Source organism: Streptomyces sp. NPDC026659 (genome assembly GCF_040638245.1).
GTDB lineage: Bacteria > Actinomycetota > Actinomycetes > Streptomycetales > Streptomycetaceae > Streptomyces.
On record NZ_JBEZXY010000005.1, the window covers coordinates 1 to 20,732 of the forward strand.

The window sequence follows — 20,732 nt, forward strand, 5'->3', positions numbered from 1 at the left end:
CGACTCTATCAGATCGTTTTCCGATCCGATTTCCTCGGTGCTTTCCAGGTTCTCGCTTTCGCGTTTCCCTTTCCGGCGGTTCCGACTCTATCAGAAGCTTTTGGCCGGTCTTACCGGCCGCTCATTTCTGAGTAATCGGAGTTTGCTTCTCGGAATCGCCTGAGCGACTTCTTCGAGGAGCAGATAGATTCTAGCGGTCAACCTTGAGCTTGTCCAGCTCCAGGCAACTGTTTGACTCTACCTCCCCGGTCCACCCGTGTCAACGGGTTTCTTGGGGCGATCGGAAGACTAGCAGCTCACAGGCCGTATACGCACCTCAGGCGGCGGTGGGGACGGTCGAGCTGCGCTCGGACGCCATGAGGTCGCCCGTCTCTCCGGCACGGGCCGCGCGGCCGCCGAGGACATAGACGTAGGCCAGGAATGCCAGCTCGGCCACGATGCCGATGCCGATGCGGGCCCAGGTGGGAAGTCCGGACGGGGTGACGAAGCCTTCGATGGCGCCGGAGACGAAAAGGACCAGGGCGAGACCGATGGCCATGCCGACAGCCGCGCGCCCTTCTTCCGCCAGTGCCGTACGACGGCTTCGCGGGCCGGGGTCGATGACGGTCCAGCCGAGGCGGAGGCCCGTACCGGCGGCGACGAAGACCGCGGTCAGTTCGAGCAGGCCGTGCGGGAGGACGAGGCCGAGGAAGGTGTCGAGGCGGCCGGCGGAGGACATGAGGCCGAAGCCGACACCGAGGTTGAGCATGTTCTCGAAGAGGATCCAGAGCACGGGGAGCCCCAGGAAGATGCCCAGGACCAGGCACATCGCGGCCGCCTGGGCGTTGTTCGTCCACACCTGCGCGGCGAAGGAGGCGGCCGGGTGGCTCGAGTAGTAGGTCTCGTACTCGCCACCGGGGCGGGTCAGCTCGCGGAGGTGGTCGGGGGCCGCGATGGTGGCGCGTACCTCGGGGTGCGTGCCGATCCACCAGCCCAGAAGGATCGCGACGGCCGTCGAGACGAGTGCGGTGGGCACCCACCAGTGGCGGGCCCGGTAGACCGCGGCCGGGAAGCCCTGGGTCAGGAAGCGGACCGCGTCGCGCCAGGAGGCGCGGCGGGTTCCGGTGACGGCGCTGCGGGCACGGGCGACGAGCCTGCTCAGCCGGCCGGTCAGCTGGGGGTCCGGGGCGCTGGACTGGATCAGCGAGAGGTGGGTGGCCGTGCGCTGGTAGAGAGTGATCAGCTCGTCGGTCTCGGCGCCGTTGAGCCGACGCCTGCGGCTCGTCAGGGCGTCGAGGCGGTCCCACTCGGCTCGGTGTGCGTAGACGAACACGTCCAGGTCCATCGGGTCTGCCTGCTCCTCGGCCGGTCGTCGTTGCGCGTGCTGCTGTCAGCTTGTCCTACCGCGACGCGATGTGTGCTCAGCTTGGCAGACTTGCCTCAAGGGGCGGACGAGGGGAAGGGCGGCGGGACATGAGTGAGCTGGTGACCGGGGAGGCGGTGGCGCTCGAACTGCGGCCCGCCAAGCTGCCGAGCAGGGCGCTGGCCGTGTTCGTGGATCTGGTCGTGGCCATGTGCGTCTACATCGGTGTCTCCGTCGTGGTCCTGCTGGCGACCGCGTCGCTCGACGACGCGGCGCAGATGGCGCTGTCCATAGCCGTTTTCCTGCTGGTCCTGATCGGTGCTCCCATCGCGGTGGAGACGCTCAGCCACGGGCGCTCGCTGGGGAAGCTGATGTTCGGGCTGCGGGTGGTGCGGGACGACGGGGGGCCGATCCGGTTCCGGCACGCGTTGGTGCGCGGTGCCGTCGGGGTGGTCGAGATCCTGATGACGTTCGGGGTGGTGGCGTGCATCGCGTCGCTGGTGTCGGCGCGTGGGCGGCGGCTCGGGGATGTGTTCGCGGGCACGCTGGTGGTGCGGGAGCGGGTTCCGGTGGGACGGTCCTGGCCGATGCCGGCTCCGCCGCCGTGGGTCGCGGGGCGGTTCGCCGAGCTGGATCTGTCGGCGGTGCCGGACGGGCTCTGGCTCGCCGTGCGGCAGTACCTGGGGCGGATGCGTCAGCTCGATCCACAGGTCTCCGCGGCGATGGCCGGGCGGCTCGCGGCCGACATCGCGGGGCGTACGGGGACGACGGTGCCGCAGGAACTGCCTCCGGCGCTCTTTCTGGCCGCTGTGGTCCAGGAGCGGCAGGCCCGGCAGGCCCCGGTGCGGGCGGACGGCGCGCACCACGGGCCCGTGCCCGGTGGAGACGTGCCGAGTGGTGGGGGCTGGGCCGCGCCGGGAGCGGCGCAGGTGTACGAGGCTCCGGTGGAGCGGTCGGCCACGGTGCGGCCGCAGGATTCCGGTTCCCGTCCTACCGGGTTCGTTCCTCCGGCGTGAGTGGCGGTCCGGTCCACGACCCCTGGTTCTCAGTCGAACGTCGACGGTGGGGTCTGCAGGTCTTCCAGCTCGATCCCGGGGGCGGACAGGACCACGTCCCCGGCGAGGTGCACGGTGTGCTGTTCGCCGGTGTCCAGGGCTGTGACCTGGTACGCGTCCACGATCAGGGGGCCGTTGTCAGTGGCGTGTGTTTCTCTGTCGACCAGGGCCCAGGACTGGTCCAGGGTGCGTGGGGCGAGCACCGGGTCGGTGAGGGCGACGAGGCGTACGCGGGTGGCGGAGGACGAGGGGGTGAGGCGGAGCAGACGGGCGGTGGCGACGAGGAACGCTGGGGACGTGCCGGTGAAGGCGTGGGCGCGCACGTTGCCTTCGGTGGCCTCGGTCCCGGTGGGGTCCGTGCGGACCCAGGAGATGCCGTCGAGGGCGGCGCCGCGTACCTGCCAGTCGCCCGCGTGGATTTCGAGGCGGAGGGGGCGGCCGAGGTCGTCCAGGGCGAGGTCGACGGAGCCGGTGTGGTCGCTGGTGGGGGTGGTCAGCTGCGAGACGTAGCGCCAGCCGGAAGGGCCGGGGGCGCAGTGGAAGTGTTCTTCCGCGAGAGGGGTGTGATCGTGCGGATCGTGAAGCGAATAGCGGCCACGCGGCATGACGGGTCCCGGGGTCTGGCGGGCTGACGGTGCGGCCGTGAGAGCCGGCGGTCGGCCGGAGCGGGGCAGGCCCCCGACACGGGGGTGCGGGGGCCTGCCCGGATCGCTCAGTAGCGGTAGTGGTCCGACTTGAAGGGGCCGTCGACCTCGACGCCGATGTACGAGGCCTGCTCCGGGCGCAGCTTAGTCAGCTTGACGCCGAGCGAGTCCAGGTGGAGGCGGGCGACCTTCTCGTCCAGGTGCTTGGGCAGCACGTAGACGCCGGTCGGGTACTCGTCGGGCTTGGTGAACAGCTCGATCTGGGCCAGGGTCTGGTCCGCGAAGGAGTTGGACATGACGAACGACGGGTGACCGGTGGCGTTGCCCAGGTTCAGCAGGCGGCCCTCGGACAGGACGATGATCACCTTGCCGTCGGGGAAGGTCCAGGTGTGGACCTGCGGCTTGACCTCGTCCTTGACGATGCCGGGGATCTTGGCGAGGCCGGCCATGTCGATCTCGTTGTCGAAGTGGCCGATGTTGCCGACGATGGCCTGGTGCTTCATCTTGGCCATGTCGTCGGCCATGATGATGTCCTTGTTGCCCGTCGTGGTGACGAAGATGTCGGCCTTGTCGACGACCTCGTCGAGGGTCGTGACCTGGTAGCCGTCCATGGCCGCCTGGAGCGCGCAGATCGGGTCGATCTCGGTGATGATCACGCGGGCGCCCTGGCCGCGCAGGGACTCGGCGCAGCCCTTGCCGACGTCGCCGTAGCCGCAGACGACGGCGGTCTTGCCGCCGATGAGGACGTCGGTGGCGCGGTTGATGCCGTCGATCAGGGAGTGGCGGCAGCCGTACTTGTTGTCGAACTTCGACTTGGTGACGGCGTCGTTCACGTTGATCGCCGGGAAGAGCAGGTCGCCGTCGCGCTGCATCTCGTACAGGCGGTGGACGCCGGTGGTGGTCTCCTCGGTGACACCGCGGATCTCGGAGGCCAGCTGGGTCCACTTCTGGGAGCCCTCGCTGATGGTGCGGTGGAGCAGCTCGAGGATGACGCGGTGCTCGTCGGACTCGGCGGTCTCGACGCCGGGGACCTTGCCGTCCTTCTCGTACTCGACGCCCTTGTGGACGAGGAGGGTGGCGTCACCGCCGTCGTCCAGGATCATGTTCGGGCCGCCGGTGGGGCTGTTCGGCCAGGTCAGCGCCTGCTCGGTGCACCACCAGTACTCCTCCAGGGTCTCGCCCTTCCAGGCGAAGACCGGGACGCCCTGCGGGTTGTCGGGCGTGCCGTTCGGGCCGACGGCGATGGCGGCGGCCGCGTGGTCCTGGGTGGAGAAGATGTTGCAGGAGGCCCAGCGGACGTCGGCGCCGAGGGCGACCAGGGTCTCGATGAGCACGGCGGTCTGCACGGTCATGTGCAGGGAGCCGGTGACGCGGGCGCCGGCCAGCGGCTGCGCCTCGGCGTACTCCTTGCGGATCGACATCAGGCCGGGCATCTCGTGCTCGGCGAGGGTGATCTCCTTGCGGCCGAACTCGGCCAGGGAGAGGTCGGCGACCTTGAAGTCCTGTCGGTTGTCGACAGTCGTCATTGCGGGCTGCTCCTCGGAGTTGGGGCGAGGTGGGTGGGGCTGGTCTGCGCGGCGGCGGACACAGGGGTGCCCGAAAAGAGGGCACGGCCGTGCCCGGGCGCGCAGCGCAGTCCGTCGGAGGCCCTCTCTCCCTCGGACGGTCCGCTCGGGACCGCCCGACCGCCATCAGCAGCGACGTCTGGCTCCGTCCCAAGCTAACACCGGAGAACCGGGCTGCCCCAGTCCGCCTCTCGGGCCGGCGGGGTGTCCGGTACGGCGGACGGGGCCCGCCCGGGTGTGGGCGGGCCCCGTCGGACGAGGTGACCGGGTGGCCGGAGCGGTGGCTCAGTGATCGGCCGGGTGGGGGTTGGGGCCGCCCGGGGTGGCCTTGGGGTCCGGGCCCTTGGCGGCCTCGGCCTCGCTGTAGATGTCGGGCTCGAGGTAGATGACGCGGGCGATCGGGACGGCCTCGCGGATGCGGGCCTCGGCGGCGTTGATGGCGTGCGCGACCTCGGTGGCCGTGTCGTCGTGCTCGACGGCGATCTTGGCGGCGACGAGCAGTTCCTCAGGGCCGAGGTGGAGGGTGCGCATGTGGATGACGCCGGTGACCGTGTCGCCGTCGACGATGGCGGCCTCGATCTTCTTGACGTCCTCCAGGCCCGCGGCCTCACCGAGCAGCAGGGACTTGGTCTCGGCGGCGAGGACGAGGGCGATCAGGACGAGCAGGACACCGATGCAGACGGTGCCGATGCCGTCCCAGATGCCGTCGCCCGTGAGGATGGCGATGCCGACGCCGACGAGGGCGAGGACCAGGCCGATGAGTGCGCCGAAGTCCTCAAGGAGGACGACCGGCAGTTCGGGGGCCTTGGCGCGGCGGATGAACTGCGCCCAGGAGAGCTTGCCGCGCAGCTCGTTGGACTCCTTGATGGCGGTGCGGAAGGAGAAGCCCTCGGCAATGATCGCGAAGACCAGGACGCCCACCGGCCAGTACCAGTGCTCCACCGGGTGGGGGTGGCTGATCTTCTCGTAGCCCTCGTAGATGGCGAACATGCCACCGATGGAGAAGAGGACGATCGAGACGAGGAAGGCGTAGATGTAGCGCTCGCGGCCGTAGCCGAAGGGGTGCTGCGGGGTGGCCTCGCGCTGGGCGCGCTTGCCGCCGATGAGCAGCAGGAACTGGTTGCCGGAGTCGGCGAGCGAGTGCACGCCTTCCGCGAGCATGGACGAGGAGCCGCTGAACGCGAACGCCACGAATTTCGCGACCGCGATCGCGAGGTTGGCACCGAGTGCCGCCACGATCGCCTTCGTACCGCCTGACGCGCTCATGTGTCCGCGTGTCCCTTCACTGTCGTACGTCTACGCCGTCTCGGCGTGTACCCGTCTTTGCCGGTGCTTTGCCGGGGGGCCATTGTTGCAGCCCATCGGGTGGCGGGGCGTCAGCTGTCCACAGGCCCGGTCATACGATCACGGTGGCACGGAAGACGGTGCCGGTTCCGGCCACCTCGACGCGCTCACCTGCGGGGACGTAGACCGAGTGGCCCGGGGACAGCTCGTGCTCGCCCGCGCGGACGGTGCCCGCCGTGCACAGCAGGATCTGCGGGGTGTCGCGGCTGAGGTCGCGGACGGCGCCGCCCTCGGGCAGGACGAGGCGGGAGAGCCGGAACTCGTCGATCGGGGTCTCGTAGACCTCCTCCCCCTCGGGCGACACCTCCGGGCGCAGCACGCCCGGGTCGCCCGGCTCGAAGCGGACGATCCGCAGGAGTTCGGGGACGTCGACGTGCTTGGGGGTCAGGCCGCAGCGCAGGACGTTGTCCGAGTTGGCCATGATCTCCACGCCCAGGCCGTCGAGGTAGGCGTGTGGGATGCCCGCGCCGAGGAACAGGGCCTCGCCGGGCTGGAGCCGGACGTGGTTGAGCAGCAGGGCGGCGATGACGCCGGGGTCGCCCGGGTAGTGCCGGGCCATTCCGGTGTAGGGGGCGTAGGGGCCGCCGAGGCGGATGAAGGCGGCGGTCGCCTCGGCGACGGTGCGGGCCATGTCCTCGGGGCCGGCGGTGAGGATCGCGGTGAGGGCCTCGCGCAGGGCGGCGTCCTCGGGGCGGGCGCGCAGTATGTCGGCGTAGGGCTTGAGGGAGTCGACGCCGAGCCCTTCGAGCAGCGCGGCCGCCTCGGCGGCGGGGCGGAAGCCGCACAGGCCGTCGAACTCGGTGAGCGCGCAGATCAGCTCGGGCTTGTGGTTGGCGTCCTTGTAGTTGCGGTCCGGGGCGTCCACCGGGATGCCCCGGCGCTCCTCGTCGGCGTAGCCCTCCCGGGCCTGGGCGAGGTCGGGGTGGACCTGGAGGGAGAGCGGGGCGCCCGCGGCGAGGATCTTGAGCAGGAACGGCAGCCGGGGGCCGAACTTCGCGACCGCGGCCCCGCCGAGTTCGCGCTCGGGGTCGGCGGCGACGACCTCGGTGAGCGGGCCGCGCGGGGTGCGCGAGGGGGCGCCGGGGTGGGCGCCCATCCACATCTCGGCCTGCGGCTGACCGGTCGGCTCGGTGCCGAGGAGGTGCGGGATGGCGGTGGGCGAGCCCCACGCGTAGGGGCGGACGGTGTTGTCGAGGCGGTCCATGTGTCTCTCTGTCTCCGTACGTGCGCTGCGCGGCCGGTGCCCGGGGGTGGGCGCGGGCCGGGCCGCCCCCCGGGTGTGTGGGCGGGCGGTCCGGGAGCAAGGTCAGGTGGCGGAGGCGAGCGCCAGGTAAACGGCGGCGAAATCCGTGACGGCGATCAGTTCCGCGAGGGTCTCCAGATCGGCGCCCTCCTCCGGCTCCAGTTCACTGATCGGCGTGTCGTGGCTGAGGGCCAGGTCACGGGCGGCGGGGGCGGCGGTGAGACCGCCGAGGGGGCGGTCGCGGAGCAGCACCACGCGCGCGTGCAGGGCGGGCGCCTCCTCCACACGGTCGCGGAAGAAGTCGTCGGGGTCGGCGCTCGCGGCGAGCGGGCCCGCGAGGAGCGCGCTGTGCGCGGCGAGGGCCTCGGGGAGTTCCGCGACCAGGGCGGGGCGCCCGGCGAGTTCGGCGAGGGCGTCGGCGAAGCGGCGGCCCGCCGGACCCGCGGAGGTGCCCTCGGTCCAGACGACCGGGAGCGCGTCGGCCAGTTCGGCGGCCAGGGTCTTCGCCGGGTTGCTGTAGGTCACGATGGCGGGGCCGCAGCGCTCGGCCACGCGGTCCAGGCGGTCCGCGACCTTCTCCAGGGCCTCCGGGTCCGCCGCGAGCAGGCCGACGCGGTCGAGCAGGGCGAGCAGCGGGGTGAGCAGGGCCCAGAAGACGCCGGAGGAGGCACCGGCGACGGGCTCCCCCTGGTCGTAGGGGGCCGTGGCCATGGGGACGAAGAGGCCGTGTGCCCCGGCGACCGCCTCGGTGAGCGGGGTGCCGGCGGGGGCCACGGCGACGACGGAGCAGCCTCGGCGGTAGGCCTGCTCGGCCAGGAGGGACAGGCCCGGTTCGCCGCCGTCCGGGGTGGCGATCAGCAGCAGGTCCACGGAACCGGCCCAGCCCGGCAGTTCCCAGCGCAGGGCGCCGGGGGCGGGGGCCACACCGGTCGGGGCGAGGCGGATGACGGGGCTGCCGGGTCCGGCAAGGGTGCCGAGCAGGTCGGCGGCGTGGGTGGCGGCGGCTCCGGGACCGGCGATCAGGACGGCGCGGGGGCGGCCGTCCGGCCTGAGGGCGCCGACGCCCGCCTCGACGGCGTGCCGGGCGGCCGTACGGACCCGGGCGCCGGCTTCCGCCGCGCCGCGCAGGAGCCCTCGGCGGTCGGCCTCGGCGAGGCCCTCCGGGGTGTCCAGGAGCGATTCGTCGAGCATGGGCGGCAGCCTCCGGTCGCCGGGAATCCTGTCGGTGTGGTCGGGCGCGGGCCGGGTCGTGATGCGGCTCCGGCTACAGCGGGCGGCGGGCCTCGTCGACGAGCAGGACGGGGATGCCGTCGCGGACCGGGTACGCCAGTCCGCAGTCCTGGCCGGTGCAGACGAGCTCGGTGCCCTCGGTGTCCTGTTCGCCGTCCTGCTCCTTGAGCGCGGAGTGGCAGGCCGGGCAGGCCAGGATCTCCAGGAGGCCGGATTCGAGCGCCATGGGGTGTCCCTTCGGGCGGCGGTACGGGATGTACGGATGTGCTGGTCAGGTTACCGCCGTACGGCGGCACGGCCGGGGCCGGACGGTCGGCCCCGACTGTCGACGCCGGTTCAGGCGCGGATGATCGCCAGTGCCTCGTCGCGGATCTTCTCCATGGTGGCCTCGTCCTTGGCCTCCGCGTTCAGGCGGAGCAGGGGCTCGGTGTTGGAGGGGCGGACGTTGAACCACCAGTCGTCGGCGGAGACGGTGAGGCCGTCGAGGTCGTCCAGGGTGACGCCGGGGCGGCCCTCGTGGGCGGCGCGGATCGCGGCGAGGCGGCCCGCCTGGTCGGCGACGGTGGAGTTGATCTCGCCGGAGCCCGCGTAGCGGTCGTACGCGGCGACGAGGGCGGACAGCGGGCCGTCCTGGCCGCCGAGGGCGGCGAGGGTGTGCAGGGCGGCCAGCATGCCCGTGTCGGCGTTCCAGAAGTCCTTGAAGTAGTAGTGCGCGGAGTGCTCGCCGCCGAAGATCGCGCCGGAGCGGGCCATCTCGGCCTTGATGAAGGAGTGGCCGACGCGGGTGCGGACCGGGGTGCCGCCGTGCTCCCGCACGACCTCGGGGACCGTGCGCGAGGTGATCAGGTTGTGGATGACGGTGCCCGAGCCGCCGTTGCGGGCCAGCTCGCGCACGGCGACCAGCGCCGTGATCGCGGACGGGGAGACGGGGTCGCCGTTCTCGTCCACGACGAAGCAGCGGTCGGCGTCACCGTCGAAGGCGAGGCCGAGGTCGGCGCCCTCCTGCACGACCCGCTTGCACAGGTCCACGATGTTGGCCGGGTCCAGCGGGTTGGCCTCGTGGTTGGGGAAGGTGCCGTCCAGCTCGAAGTACATCGGGACGACGGTCAGGGGCAGCCCAGCCAGGACGGTGGGCACGGTGTGGCCGCCCATGCCGTTGCCCGCGTCCACGACGACCTTCAGCGGGCGGATGGCGCTCAGGTCGACCAGGGAGCGCAGATGGGCCGCGTAGTCGTCCAGGGTGTCGCGCGTGGTGAGCGTGCCCGGTACGGCGGCCGGTTCCGGGGCGCCCGACTCCAGCCAGCCCTCGACCAGTTCGCGGATCTCGGCGAGCCCGGTGTCCTGGCCGACCGGGGCGGCGCCCGCGCGGCACATCTTGATCCCGTTGTACTGGGCGGGGTTGTGGGAGGCCGTGAACATCGCGCCGGGCAGGCCGAGGGCGCCCGAGGCGTAGTAGAGCTGGTCGGTGGAGCAGAGTCCGATCTCGGTGACGTCCACGCCCCGGTCGGCCGCGCCGCGCGCGAAGGCGCGGGACAGGCCGGGCGAGGAGGGGCGCATGTCGTGGCCGACGACGATCGCGCGGGCGTCGGTCACCTCGGCGAAGGCGGCGCCGAAGAGCACGGCGAGGGACTCGTCCCACTGGTCCGGGACCACTCCGCGCACGTCGTACGCCTTCACGATCTGCGACAGATCAGCAGTCACGGCCCAGCCTCCCGAAAGTCCTGTGGATGCCCAAAACTACCCGCCCCGGGCGAACGGTCGGGGCCCGGACACCGCAAAGGGAGAGACGGCGCGTCAGTTGTCCGGGGAGCGCAGGACCCGCAGATGACCCCGGCGGGCCACCTCCATGGGGTCCGCGGTGCGGGCGCCGCCCGCTCCGGCCGCCCGCTCCTGGGGGCGGGCCGCCTCGCGCACGGCGTTGGCGAGGGCCTCCAGGTCGTCACCGCTGGGGCGGGCGGGGGCCGAGCTGTCGAGCAGGCGGACGACCTCCCAGCCGCGCGGGGCGGTGAGGCGCTCGGAGTGCTCGGCGCACAGGTCGTAGCAGTGGGGCTCGGCGTAGGTGGCGAGGGGGCCGAGGACCGCGGTCGAGTCGGCGTAGACGTACGTCAGCGTCGCGACGGCGGGTCGGCCGCAGGCGGTGCGCGAACAGCGACGTACAGGGCTCACGACGTTGGACGGTACCGCACTCTTGAGCGGGCCGCGACGACTCTCCACCAGGTCACTCCACCGTGTCGTGCTGTGAATCGCCCCACACGCCCTTCTGGACAAGCCCAGTTGACCTGCTGCGACGGGTGTTCGCACAATTCCCCGGCGGGGTGCGAGCGGCCATGATTCGGCACAAACATCGTCAATTGCGTTGTGCGTGGCGGTCTTGGAGCGTTACGGAAACGAGCCTTGGACCGGCCGGACCGGTCATCCGCGGACATCGGCGTCCGGCGCGGGGCGCCGCGTGGAGCCGGGCGCGCCGGGCGGGCGGGGACTAGGCTTCACCGGTGATGGACAACCGTGTACCGCCCCGTGCCGCAGGCCCCGGGCCCCGCCGCCGTGATCGTCACGGGCGGGGCATGCGGGGGCCCATCGCGCCTCCCCAGGTGCCGCTGGCCGCCAGTCGTGGCGAGGTGTTCGCGGATCTGGTGCAGGACTCCGTGGACCGGCTGGAGCGGCGGTGGCCGCAGCTGTCCGAAGTCGACTTCCTGGTCCTGGAGGTGCCCCGGCTGGAGGGCGCGGGCGACACGTGGGCCGACGAGGCCGTGCCGCTCGGCGGGATCATCCCCGCGCGGGAGGGCCGGCGGGCGCGGGTCGTGGTGTACCGGCGGCCGGTGGAGATCCGCACCAAGGGCCGCGAGGAGCGGGCCACGCTGGTGCACGAGGTCGTGGTGGAGCAGGTGGCCGAGCTGCTGGGGCTCACCCCGGAGACGGTCGATCCCCGGTACGGCGAGGACTGACCGGTACGGCGAGGACCGACCGGTACGGCGAGGACAGGCCGGTTCCGCGAGGACAGGCCGGGTCACGCGCGTGTGACCCGGCCTGTCTGCGTGAACTTCCTCCCGGAAGGCTACTTCTGAAGGATCGCCAGGTCCTGGTCCGCCTGCGGTACGGACACCAGTCCGCGGTCGCTCGGCAGGGTCTGGACCGTGAAACCGGGGACGCCCTCCTCCGTCGCCGACAGGGTGCGCGCGCCGTACGCCGGGCCTCCGGAGACGGACTCCACCGTGAGCGCGTAGGTGCCGCGCAGGCCCGAGGGGACCGGGGCCTCCACGTTCTGGGTGGTGCCCGCCTTGATGGTGAAGGTCTTGGTGGCCGGGCTGCCGCCCTCGCTGCCCGCCGAGGCGGTGACCTTGACGGTGGCGGTGGCGCTGGGGGCGGTCAGGGCGAGGGTGGTGCCCTTGGCGCTGTTGTCGGCCGAGGTCGCGCGGCGGCCGACGGGGGCGGTCGCGGGGATGTACGCCGTCTCCCGCTTGGCGCCCGTGCCGCGTACGACGCGCAGCGCGGCCACCACGGGCACCGAGTCGCCGGAGGGGGTGAGGATCAGCGAGCCCGCCTGGTCCCGGGTGACGGCGCCGAGGTCGGCGGCGGTGGTCATGCCGGACTTGACGTGCAGTGTCTCGTTCCCGGCCGGGGTGATCGTGCCGTCCGGGGCGGCGAGGCGGATCTTCAGGTCGGCGTCGTCGTCGCCGGGGGTGAAGGCGACCAGGCGCACGTCGGTGGCGTCCTTGGGGATGCCGGGCAGGACCAGGCTGCCCGCCGGGTCGGCGGCCGGGGCGAGCCAGTCGCCGCCCCCGGTGTCGTCCTGGGCCTGGACGGCGGCGCCGACCCGGCCGCTGCGCACGGTGACGTGCACGGTCAGGTCGGCCTCCCGCTCGTCGGTGAGGGTGGAGAGCAGCACCGGTTCACTCGCGTGCGGCTGGACGGTGATGCCGTCGGCGACCTCCGACTTGATCGCGCCGTCCTTGCCGTAGAGCCGGATGTCCACGACGGCGGCGGAGTCGTCCGGGTTGGTCAGGTGCACGTAGTCGGTGCGGCCCTCGGCGGTGCTCGCGCCGGGGAACCAGAACTCGGTGTCGGCGGGGGCGCAGGTGACGCCCTGGAGGCCGCTGCCGGTGCCCGCGGCGACCTCGGTGGTCTGCTGGACGGTCCAGCCGGGCGCGTACTTGCCGTCGGCGGTGCCGACGAGCGCGGGGGCCTCGGCGCCGGAGGCGTCGCCGGTGGCCGGGGTGCCGGGCTCCTTGGGCTTGAGGGGCGGCTCGGTGTCCTTGCCGCCCTTCTTGCTCTTGCCGCTGCTGCCGGAGCCGTCGGAGCCGTCGGCGTCCGTCTCGGTGGCCGCCTGGAGGGTGGCCTTGCCGCCCGCGTCGGTGCCCTTGGTGACCGGCGTGAACGACGTGTACGACGTCTCGGCGATGTCGGAGAAGCTGGGCGCCGGGCAGAGCAGTCCGGTGCGCTGCACGGGCAGTTCGGCGGCGGCCTTCGCCCGGCTCGCGCCGGACGCCGGGGGCGGGTCGAACGCCGCGTAGGCGGTGACACCGGCCAGCGCGGTCGCGCAGGCGATCAGGGACAGGGTGGTGCGGTTCACTGCTGGCTCCCGTCGTGGCGCTCGTCGCCGGTGCCGTAGGGCTGCTGGGCGGGGTCGTAGCCGTGCGGGTGGGCCGCCGGGTCGTAGGGCTGTTGCTGTCCGGCCGGGTCGCCGTAGCCGTACGGGTCGTACGGGTTCGCCTGGCCGGGCTGCTGGTACGGGGCGTTGCCGTAACCGCCCTGATAGGGGTCCTGGTACGGGTACGGGTTCTGGTCGGCCGGGTAGGCCGCGTACTCGCCCTCGGTGTACTCCGGCTCCCGGTACTCGGCCTCCGCGTAGGCGGGGGCGTCCCACTCGGCGTAGTTCTGCTGGTGCGGGACGGCGCCGTCGGGGAGTTCCTGCGGGAAGTCGCCCTCGGGGAAGTCCTCGCGCGGGCTGTCGGGGCCGGGGAAGTCCGGGTTCGGGACCTCGGGGAAGTCCGGGTCGCCGGGGCCCGGCTCCGGGGCCTGCTGTTCCCGCAGTGCCGCTTCGCGCGCGGCCTGTTCCTCGGCCTGGGCGCGCAGCCGGCGGGCGCGGCGGCCGTCGCCCGCGAGGTCGTCGGCGGTGACCAGGTCCTCCTCGGGGAGGTCGTCGTCGACGTCGCGGCGGCGGCCGGGGAGGGCGAGGACGACCAGGACGACCGCGAGCGCGCCCTGCGCCCACAGCCACAGGGTGTGGGTGAAGGGGGCGTCGTAGGTGACGTCCAGCTTGCCGCCGCTCGCGGGGAGTTCGAAGCCCTGGGCCCAGCCGTCGACCGTGGTGCGGGTGAGCGGCTTGCCGTCCAGGGTGGCGGTCCAGCCCTCGGCAGCGGTGTCGGCGAGCCTGAGGACGCGGCCGTCGGAGCCGCCGGGGACGGTGGTGTGGATCTCCACCGGGCCCGCGGCGACGGGCGTGGGCGTGCCGGAGCCGTCGCGGCCCACGAGGGCGGCGCGGGAGACGTCGGCGTTGACGCGCCACAGGCCGCTGCCGTTCTGCTGGCTGAGGCGGCTCAGGCCCGGGGTGGCGTCCAGGACGCGGCTGATCTGGCGGGGCGCGCCCTGGTGGACGAGGACGTAGCGCACGGCGAAGCCGCCGAGCTGTCCGGCCTGGTCGGCGCCGGAGCCCGCGACCAGGTTGGCGACGATCTTGTCCAGGCGGGTGTTCGCCCCGTCGGAGGCGGTGAACTCGGCGTCGCCGAGGCGGGCGCCCGCGCCCCGGACCAGGCTGTAGCGCACCTGGGCGGTGGAGTCGCTGTCCAGGACGAGCGTGCGGGCCCGGTCGCGAGTGGAGGCGTCCTCGGCGACGAACGCGGGGACCTGCGCCGGGTCGCGGCGCTCCAGCGGGCCGTCGGCGCCGCCGATCATCCAGCTCGCGGCGGCCAGCAGCGGGCCGACCACCGAGGCGAGGGCGATCAGGGCGGCGACCGGCTGACGCCAGCCGAAGCTCTGCTCGGCCACCCGCGCGCGTGCTCCGTCGGCGCCGAGCGAGGCGGCGGCGAGCAGGGCGATGCCGTAGACGAGGGTGGCGGGTCCGGCCCAGGCGGAGCGGTTGGACAGGACGGCGAGGACGAAGCCGACGAGCGCGACGGCCCACGCGGTGCGGATGCCCAGCTGCCGCTCGGAGCGCAGCAGGGCGGCGAGCGCGGCCAGGACGATGCCGATGAGCATCAGGCCGGGCACGGTGCCGGGGCCGCCGGGGCTCGTGCCGAGCAGGTCGGACGCCGAGGCGGCGGAGGGGCCGAAGTCCAGTCCCGCCTCGCCGAAGAAGTTCATCGGCAGCAGGGTCAGCGACCAGGGGGCGAGGACCAGCAGGGGGGTGCCGAGCTGGACGAGGAGGCGCAGCAGGGACGCGATCAGGTCCGAGCGGCGCAGCACCAGGACGCCGATGCCGAGCACCAGCGCGGCGGGCCAGACGATCGGGGTGAACGCCGTGGTGATGGTCAGCAGCAGCGCGTACGCCCAGGTCGCGCGCCAACTGCCACGACCGCCCGAGGTGTTGGTGAGGCCGCTCGCGGCGACACCGGCGCGCGCGATGAGCGGCAGCAGCACGGCGAGGACGGCGGTGCCGATGCGGCCGCCCGCGAGGGCGCCGGTGACGGCGGGCAGGAAGGCGTAGGCGATGGCCGCCCAGGCGCGCAGCAGCCGGGAGTCGACCAGGGGCCGGGAGGCGAAGTAGGCGGTGAGGCCCGCGAGCGGTACCGAGCCGACCAGCAGCACCGTGACGGCGAGGCCGGTGGAGCCGAGGAGCAGGGAGGCGAGCGAGGCGACGACGGCCAGGTACGGCGGCGCGGCGGCGGTGCCGCCCGCTCCTGCCGGGTGCCAGGCGGCGCCGTAGGTGGCCCAGAGGTCGCTCGCGCCGGCCGGGACGGGCAGCAGGGCGCCGCCCGCGAGGGCACCGCCGCCGAGCAGGGCGCGGCAGGCGAGGAGGGAGATCAGCAGCAGGCCGAGGAAGAGCACCGGGCCGGGGTTGCGGGCGATGCGCTTGAGCCGCGCGTACCGCTCGACCTCGAAGAACTCGTCGTCGCTGCCGGTGTCCCCGCCGCCGCCGTGCCGTCCGACGGGGGCGGTGTCGGACTCGGAGCCGGTGGAGAAGTTGGCCGCGACCTGCTCGATCGTGACCCGGATGGTCGCGCCGGGCGGCGGGAAGAGCGGGCGGAGTTCGTCCTTGTCGACGGCCGGGCGCCCGCGTCGCTTGCGGGCGGCGAGGATGCGCTCGGGGCGCAGCAGGGTGCCGAGCAGACCCCGGATCTCGTCCACGGCCTGTCCCGGCACCTTGCCGACGAGGTAGGCGAGGGTGCGCAGGAGCGTGCCGAGGACGAGCCGCAGCAGCACCCAGGGCAGCGCGGCGGTCCGGGTGTTGACGAGGAGGGTGTGGACCGCGCCCGCCTTGTCGACCTTGTGCGGGGAGGCGGCGGTGCGGCCCGCGCAGTCCACCGCGCGGCGCTCGCGGGAGGCGGCCTCGGCGTGCCGGACGACCGCGTCGGGGGCGATCAGGACGCGGTGGCCGGCCAGATGGGCGCGCCAGCACAGGTCCACGTCGTCGCGCATGAGGGGCAGCCGGCGGTCGAAGCCGCCGAGTTCCTCGAAGACGTCGCGGCGGACGAGCATGCCCGCGGTGGAGACGGACAGGACGGGACGCACGTGGTCGTGCTGGCCCTGGTCCTGCTCTCGGCGGTCCAGACCGGTCCAGCGGCGGCCGGAGTTGGCGATGGAGACGCCGACCTCCAGGAGCTGCCTGCGGTCGTACCAGCCGCGGAGCTTGGGGCCGACGACGGCCACGTCGTCCCGGCCGAGCTCCAGTTCGTTGTCGACGACGCGCAGCAGCTGGGCGAGCGCGTCGGGCTCGGGGGCGCAGTCGTCGTGCAGCAGCCAGAGCCACTGGACGGGTTCGCCCTGCGACGGGCCGGGCCGGTCGTAGGCGTCGTCGCCCCAGGCACCGCCCGGCGTGTTCCAGCCGCCGAGGCCGCGGAGGTACGGCAGGTCGTCGGCGGTGAGCACGGGCGCGTGCCGGTCGGCCTCCTCGACGGCCGCGCCGAAGCCGGTGCGGCGGGCGAGATGCAGGACGTTGGCGTCACCGAGCGCCTCGGCGACCAGCTGGGCGGAGTCGTCCTCGCTGCCGGTGTCGGCCGCCACCGCGTACTGCACGGGGCGCTCCTGGCCGATCAGCCCGGCGAGGGCGTCGGGCAGCCAGCGGGCGCCGTCGTGGGTGACGAGGACGGCGGTCACCACATGACGCGGGAACTCAGGGGTGGCAGCGTCGTGTTGGGCTGCCGTATGGCTGTGCACGGACATCGAGGTACGGGCCCCGGTTCGATGGACTGCGGTGGACGCGTGCGCCCCTGGTGCGGGGCGGGGCGTCTCGGACGAGCGCCCACACTATCGGCTGGCCATGACGACGGCCCGCCGCCTGTGGATAACCCACGGGCGACGGGCCGTTCGCACCTTATGCACGGAACTTCTCCCGCCGTTCAGTCGTCAACGGCCGGATGGTGATCGGGAGTCGGTCAGACGGCGGCCTTCTTCAGGCGGCGCCGTTCACGCTCGGACAGGCCGCCCCAGATGCCGAAACGTTCATCGTTGGCGAGGGCGTACTCGAGGCATTCGGAGCGGACCTCGCACGCGAGGCAGACCTTCTTGGCCTCTCTCGTCGAGCCGCCCTTCTCGGGGAAGAAGGACTCGGGGTCGGTCTGGGCGCACAGCGCGCGCTCCTGCCAGCCGAGCTCCTCGTCCGCGTCGTCGACCAGCAGTTGCTGCACCAGCTCGGTCATGTGCGCCCCTCGTCTGTCTTTCGCGTCCCCGTGCGTCGGCCGCAACCCTCCGGCCGAACGACACGAGTGAAATTACAAGTGTGCTGCTCCGGGCGAGTCAAGCCGAGATCTGCTATTGAGCCCGTTATTCACTCTGCGGAACCAAGGCCGTGCGGTAAGTGTTCAAATCGCCATAAACCTTGACACGCGTGCGGGCCCGGAGGGACGGCGGACCTCGCACACCTCTGTACGAGGAGAGACGCCCTCGTGTTCGTCCCCGTTCCGCGTGGCGTGGGCACACGGTCCGCGCTCGACAACCGGATGTGCCCCATGTGTCCCGGCTGTCGGATGAACAAACCTTTCACCTCGGAGATGAACCGGATGAGGTGAAACATGTCCCACATTCCGGGCATCGAGTTGACACCGGTGGTGTGAGCCGCTCTCCTAGTGGGCATGTTCGCGAACTTGGCGCTCACCCCGACCCGCACCCGCGGGTTCCTCGGTGCTGCCCTCGTCCGCCGCAGCTGTTGCTGTTGTCCCAGCTGTTGAGCCCACCGCGCTCCAGCTGACACCGGCCCCATCCCGGACCGGTCGCCTCTCCCCGTCCTGAACCCCGCTCCAGGACACCCCGCACGCCCGCGATCCGGGCGGCCCCGCGTGAACCTTCCGCCCCCACTCCTCTTCCGAGGGACCACAGCACCCGATGAACAGCGACAACGACCTCCAGATCGCCGGCGACATCCTCGAAGTGCCCCATCTGCTCCAGCCGCCCCGTGAACACCCGGTGACCGTCGCCGAGTTCGCCGGACTGGCCCGCGCCGTCGCCGCCGACCGCGCCCAGTGGGCCCACCTGGTCCGCTACGACGCCACCACCCGCTGGTACCACCGGCTGCGCACCGGACCCGGTTACGAGGTCTGGCTGCTGTCCTGGGTGCCGGGCCAGGGCAGCGGACTCCACGACCACGGCCGCTCCTCCGGTGTCCTCACCGTCCTGGAGGGGAGCCTGACCGAACGCACCGAGCGCGGCACGCGTGCGCTCGCGGCGGGGGCCCAGCGGGTCTTCGCACCCGGGTACGTGCACGAGGTGGTCAACGACTCCCTGGAGCCCGCGGTCAGCCTGCACATCTACTACCCGGGCCTCACGGCGATGCCCATGCACACCTCCGAGCACGGCGAGACGCACGGCGAACTGCGGGCCGAGCCGTGCCCGGCCGTGGTGTGAGCCACTCCCCCCGCTGAGCGCTCACGGCGGCTGACAGACTGTGGCCATGCGCATTGTGGTTCTGGCAGGCGGCATCGGCGGTGCCCGGTTTCTGCGCGGCCTGAAGAAGGCCGCCCCGGAGGCGGACATCACGGTCATCGGCAACACCGGCGACGACATCCATCTCTTCGGTCTGAAGGTCTGTCCGGACCTCGACACGGTGATGTACACGCTCGGCGGCGGCATCAACGAGGAACAGGGCTGGGGCCGGGAGGACGAGAGCTTCCGGGTCAAGGAGGAGCTGGCGGCCTACGGCGCCGGACCGGGCTGGTTCGGCCTGGGCGACCGGGACTTCGCGACCCACATCGTGCGGACGCAGATGCTGGACGCCGGGTACCCGCTGAGCGCCGTCACCGAGGCGCTGTGCGCCCGCTGGCAGCCCGGCGTGAAGCTGATCCCGATGACCGACGACCGGGTGGAGACCCACGTGGCCGTCGAGGTCGACGGCGAGCGCAAGGCCGTCCACTTCCAGGAGTACTGGGTGCGGCTGCGCGCCTCGGTGCCCGCCGAGGCCGTCGTGCCGGTCGGCGCCGAGCAGTCCAAGCCCGCGCCCGGTGTCCTGGAGGCCATCGCCGAGGCCGACGTCGTCCTCTTCCCGCCGTCCAACCCGGTCGTGTCCGTGGGCACGATCCTCGCCGTGCCCGGCATCCGCGAGGCCATCGCGGAGGCGGGCGTACCGGTGGTGGGGCTCTCCCCCATCGTCGGGGACGCACCCGTGCGCGGGATGGCCGACAAGGTGCTCGCGGCGGTCGGCGTGGAGTCCACCGCCGCGGCCGTGGCCGCGCACTACGGCTCGGGCCTGCTGGACGGCTGGCTGGTCGACACCGTCGACGCGGGCGCGGTCGAGCGGGTCGAGGCGGACGGCATCCGCTGCCGGGCCGTACCGCTGATGATGACCGACGTGGACGCGACCGCCGCCATGGCGCGCGAGGCGCTCGCGCTGGCCGAGGAGGTGCGGGCCGCGTGACCACCGGTGAGTACCGGGTCTGGGCCCCCGAGGGGCTGCCCGAGGTGGCGCCCGGCGACGACCTGGCCAAGCTGATCGCGGCCGCCGAACCGGGGCTTGCCGACGGGGACGTACTGCTCGTCACCTCCAAGATCGTGTCCAAGGCCGAGGGCCGGATCGTGGAGGCGTCCGACCGCGAGGCCGCGATCGACGCCGAGACGGTCCGGGTGGTGGCCCGGCGCGGACCGCTGCGCATCGTGGAGAACCGGCAGGGCCTCGTCATGGCCGCCGCCGGGGTCGACGCGTCCAACACCCCCGGCGGCACCGTCCTGCTGCTCCCCGAGGACCCGGACGCCTCCGCGCGCGCGATCCGCGAGGGGCTGCGGGCGGCGCTCGGCGTCGAGGTGGGCGTGGTCGTCACCGACACCTTCGGGCGGCCGTGGCGCGCGGGCCTGACCGACGTGGCGATCGGCGCCGCCGGGGTCCGGGTCCTGGACGACCTGCGCGGCGGCACCGACGCGCACGGCAACCCGCTCTCCGCCACCGTCGTCGCCACCGCCGACGAACTCGCGGCGGCGGGCGACCTGGTCAAGGGCAAGGCCGCCGGGCGTCCGGTGGCCGTACTGCGCGGCCTGCCGCACGTGGTGACCGCGGCGGACGAGGACGGCGAGGGCGCGCGGGCGCTGGTGCGTTCCGCGCGGGACGACATGTTCCGGCTCGGCACCTCCGAGGCGGTCCGCGAGGCGGTGACCCAGCGGCGCACCGTACGGGCCTTCACCGACGAGCCGGTGGACCCGGGCGCCGTCCGCCGCGCGGTGGCCGCCGCCGTGACCGCGCCCGCGCCGCACCACACCACACCGTGGCGGTTCGTCCTGCTGGAGTCGGCGGAGTCCCGGCTGCGGCTGCTCGACGCGATGCGGGACGCCTGGATCGCGGACCTGCGCCGGGACGGCAAGAGCGAGGAGTCCATCGCCAAGCGGGTCCGCCGGGGCGAGGTGCTGCGCAACGCGCCGTACCTGGTCGTGCCCTGCCTCGTCATGGACGGCTCGCACACCTACGGCGACGCGCGGCGCGACGGTGCCGAGCGGGAGATGTTCGTGGTCGCCATGGGCGCGGGCGTGCAGAACCTGCTGGTCGCGCTGGCCGGGGAGCGGCTGGGCTCGGCCTGGGTGTCGTCCACCATGTTCTGCCGCGATGTCGTGCGCGAGGTCCTGGACCTGCCCGCCGACTGGTCCCCGATGGGCGCGGTGGCGGTCGGCCACCCGGCCCAGGACCCGGCCGCGCGCCCGGCGCGGGACGCGGGGACATTCATCGAGGTCCGCTGAAAG

The 20,732-nt window shown here is 73.0% G+C and carries 17 protein-coding genes; 5 read left to right on the forward strand and 12 right to left on the reverse strand.

The features are described from left to right. Positions 1-316 precede the first annotated feature (316 nt). Positions 317-1,324: a stage II sporulation protein M gene (locus AB0E91_RS14165; RefSeq protein ID WP_361780171.1), complete on the reverse strand. Its 1,008-nt coding sequence runs from the start codon at positions 1,322-1,324 to the stop codon at positions 317-319. A 128-nt stretch (positions 1,325-1,452) separates the two neighbouring features. On the opposite strand from AB0E91_RS14165, the gene AB0E91_RS14170 reads away from it, so the two are divergent. Next, positions 1,453-2,358 (forward strand): RDD family protein, encoded by a 906-nt coding sequence (locus tag AB0E91_RS14170; RefSeq protein WP_361780174.1) that lies wholly within the window; start codon positions 1,453-1,455, stop codon positions 2,356-2,358. Positions 2,359-2,387: 29 nt separating this feature from the next. Here AB0E91_RS14170 and AB0E91_RS14175 read toward each other — a convergent pair whose 3' ends face one another. The 8 genes from AB0E91_RS14175 to AB0E91_RS14210 all read right to left on the reverse strand — a co-directional run bounded on the left by AB0E91_RS14175 (position 2,388) and on the right by AB0E91_RS14210 (position 10,637). After that, positions 2,388-3,002: a hypothetical protein gene (locus AB0E91_RS14175; protein WP_361780177.1), complete on the reverse strand. Its 615-nt coding sequence runs from the start codon at positions 3,000-3,002 to the stop codon at positions 2,388-2,390. Between the two features lie 107 nt (positions 3,003-3,109). Then, positions 3,110-4,567, reverse strand: coding sequence for an adenosylhomocysteinase (gene ahcY, locus AB0E91_RS14180; RefSeq protein ID WP_161178852.1), 1,458 nt, complete (start codon positions 4,565-4,567; stop codon positions 3,110-3,112). Between the two features lie 324 nt (positions 4,568-4,891). After that, positions 4,892-5,872, reverse strand: a complete 981-nt coding sequence (locus tag AB0E91_RS14185) for a cation diffusion facilitator family transporter (RefSeq protein WP_361780181.1) — start codon at positions 5,870-5,872, stop codon at positions 4,892-4,894. A 130-nt stretch (positions 5,873-6,002) separates the two neighbouring features. Then, positions 6,003-7,154 (reverse strand): mannose-6-phosphate isomerase, class I, encoded by a 1,152-nt coding sequence (manA, locus tag AB0E91_RS14190; RefSeq protein ID WP_361780184.1) that lies wholly within the window; start codon positions 7,152-7,154, stop codon positions 6,003-6,005. A gap of 102 nt (positions 7,155-7,256) precedes the next feature. Next, a complete protein-coding gene (locus tag AB0E91_RS14195; protein WP_361780187.1) occupies positions 7,257-8,384 on the reverse strand; it encodes an SIS domain-containing protein in 1,128 nt (375 codons plus the stop codon). A 73-nt stretch (positions 8,385-8,457) separates the two neighbouring features. Further along, positions 8,458-8,649 (reverse strand): Trm112 family protein, encoded by a 192-nt coding sequence (locus AB0E91_RS14200; protein WP_361780190.1) that lies wholly within the window; start codon positions 8,647-8,649, stop codon positions 8,458-8,460. A gap of 110 nt (positions 8,650-8,759) precedes the next feature. After that, positions 8,760-10,124, reverse strand: coding sequence for a phosphomannomutase/phosphoglucomutase (locus AB0E91_RS14205; protein WP_361780193.1), 1,365 nt, complete (start codon positions 10,122-10,124; stop codon positions 8,760-8,762). A gap of 93 nt (positions 10,125-10,217) precedes the next feature. Next, positions 10,218-10,637, reverse strand: coding sequence for a DUF3499 domain-containing protein (locus AB0E91_RS14210; protein ID WP_361112100.1), 420 nt, complete (start codon positions 10,635-10,637; stop codon positions 10,218-10,220). 281 nt (positions 10,638-10,918) lie between these two features. On the opposite strand from AB0E91_RS14210, the gene AB0E91_RS14215 reads away from it, so the two are divergent. Beyond that, complete coding sequence (locus AB0E91_RS14215; protein WP_361781278.1) at positions 10,919-11,368, forward strand: metallopeptidase family protein; 450 nt, start codon at positions 10,919-10,921, stop codon at positions 11,366-11,368. Between the two features lie 110 nt (positions 11,369-11,478). Here AB0E91_RS14215 and AB0E91_RS14220 read toward each other — a convergent pair whose 3' ends face one another. The 3 genes from AB0E91_RS14220 to AB0E91_RS14230 form a co-directional block, all read right to left on the reverse strand. Continuing rightward, positions 11,479-12,993: a DUF5719 family protein gene (locus AB0E91_RS14220; protein WP_361780197.1), complete on the reverse strand. Its 1,515-nt coding sequence runs from the start codon at positions 12,991-12,993 to the stop codon at positions 11,479-11,481. Beyond that, entirely contained in the window at positions 12,990-16,742 is a 3,753-nt protein-coding gene (locus AB0E91_RS14225) for a glycosyltransferase (RefSeq protein WP_361780200.1), read from the reverse strand. The genes AB0E91_RS14220 and AB0E91_RS14225 overlap by 4 nt, the downstream gene beginning before the upstream one ends. A 212-nt stretch (positions 16,743-16,954) precedes the next feature. Next, positions 16,955-17,218 carry a WhiB family transcriptional regulator gene (locus AB0E91_RS14230; RefSeq protein WP_003975777.1) on the reverse strand — a complete coding sequence of 88 codons (264 nt, stop codon included), beginning with the start codon at positions 17,216-17,218 and terminating at the stop codon, positions 16,955-16,957. Positions 17,219-17,900: 682 nt separating this feature from the next. On the opposite strand from AB0E91_RS14230, the gene AB0E91_RS14235 reads away from it, so the two are divergent. The 3 genes from AB0E91_RS14235 to AB0E91_RS14245 are packed head-to-tail and all read left to right on the forward strand — an operon-like array spanning position 17,901 to position 20,729. Further along, on the forward strand, positions 17,901-18,419 hold the full coding sequence (locus AB0E91_RS14235) for a cysteine dioxygenase family protein (protein ID WP_361780203.1): 519 nt from the start codon (positions 17,901-17,903) through the stop codon (positions 18,417-18,419). 46 nt (positions 18,420-18,465) lie between these two features. Next, a complete protein-coding gene (gene cofD, locus AB0E91_RS14240; protein WP_361780206.1) occupies positions 18,466-19,425 on the forward strand; it encodes a 2-phospho-L-lactate transferase in 960 nt (319 codons plus the stop codon). Then, entirely contained in the window at positions 19,422-20,729 is a 1,308-nt protein-coding gene (locus AB0E91_RS14245; RefSeq protein ID WP_361780209.1) for a coenzyme F420-0:L-glutamate ligase, read from the forward strand. The genes cofD and AB0E91_RS14245 overlap by 4 nt, the downstream gene beginning before the upstream one ends. Positions 20,730-20,732 lie beyond the last annotated feature (3 nt).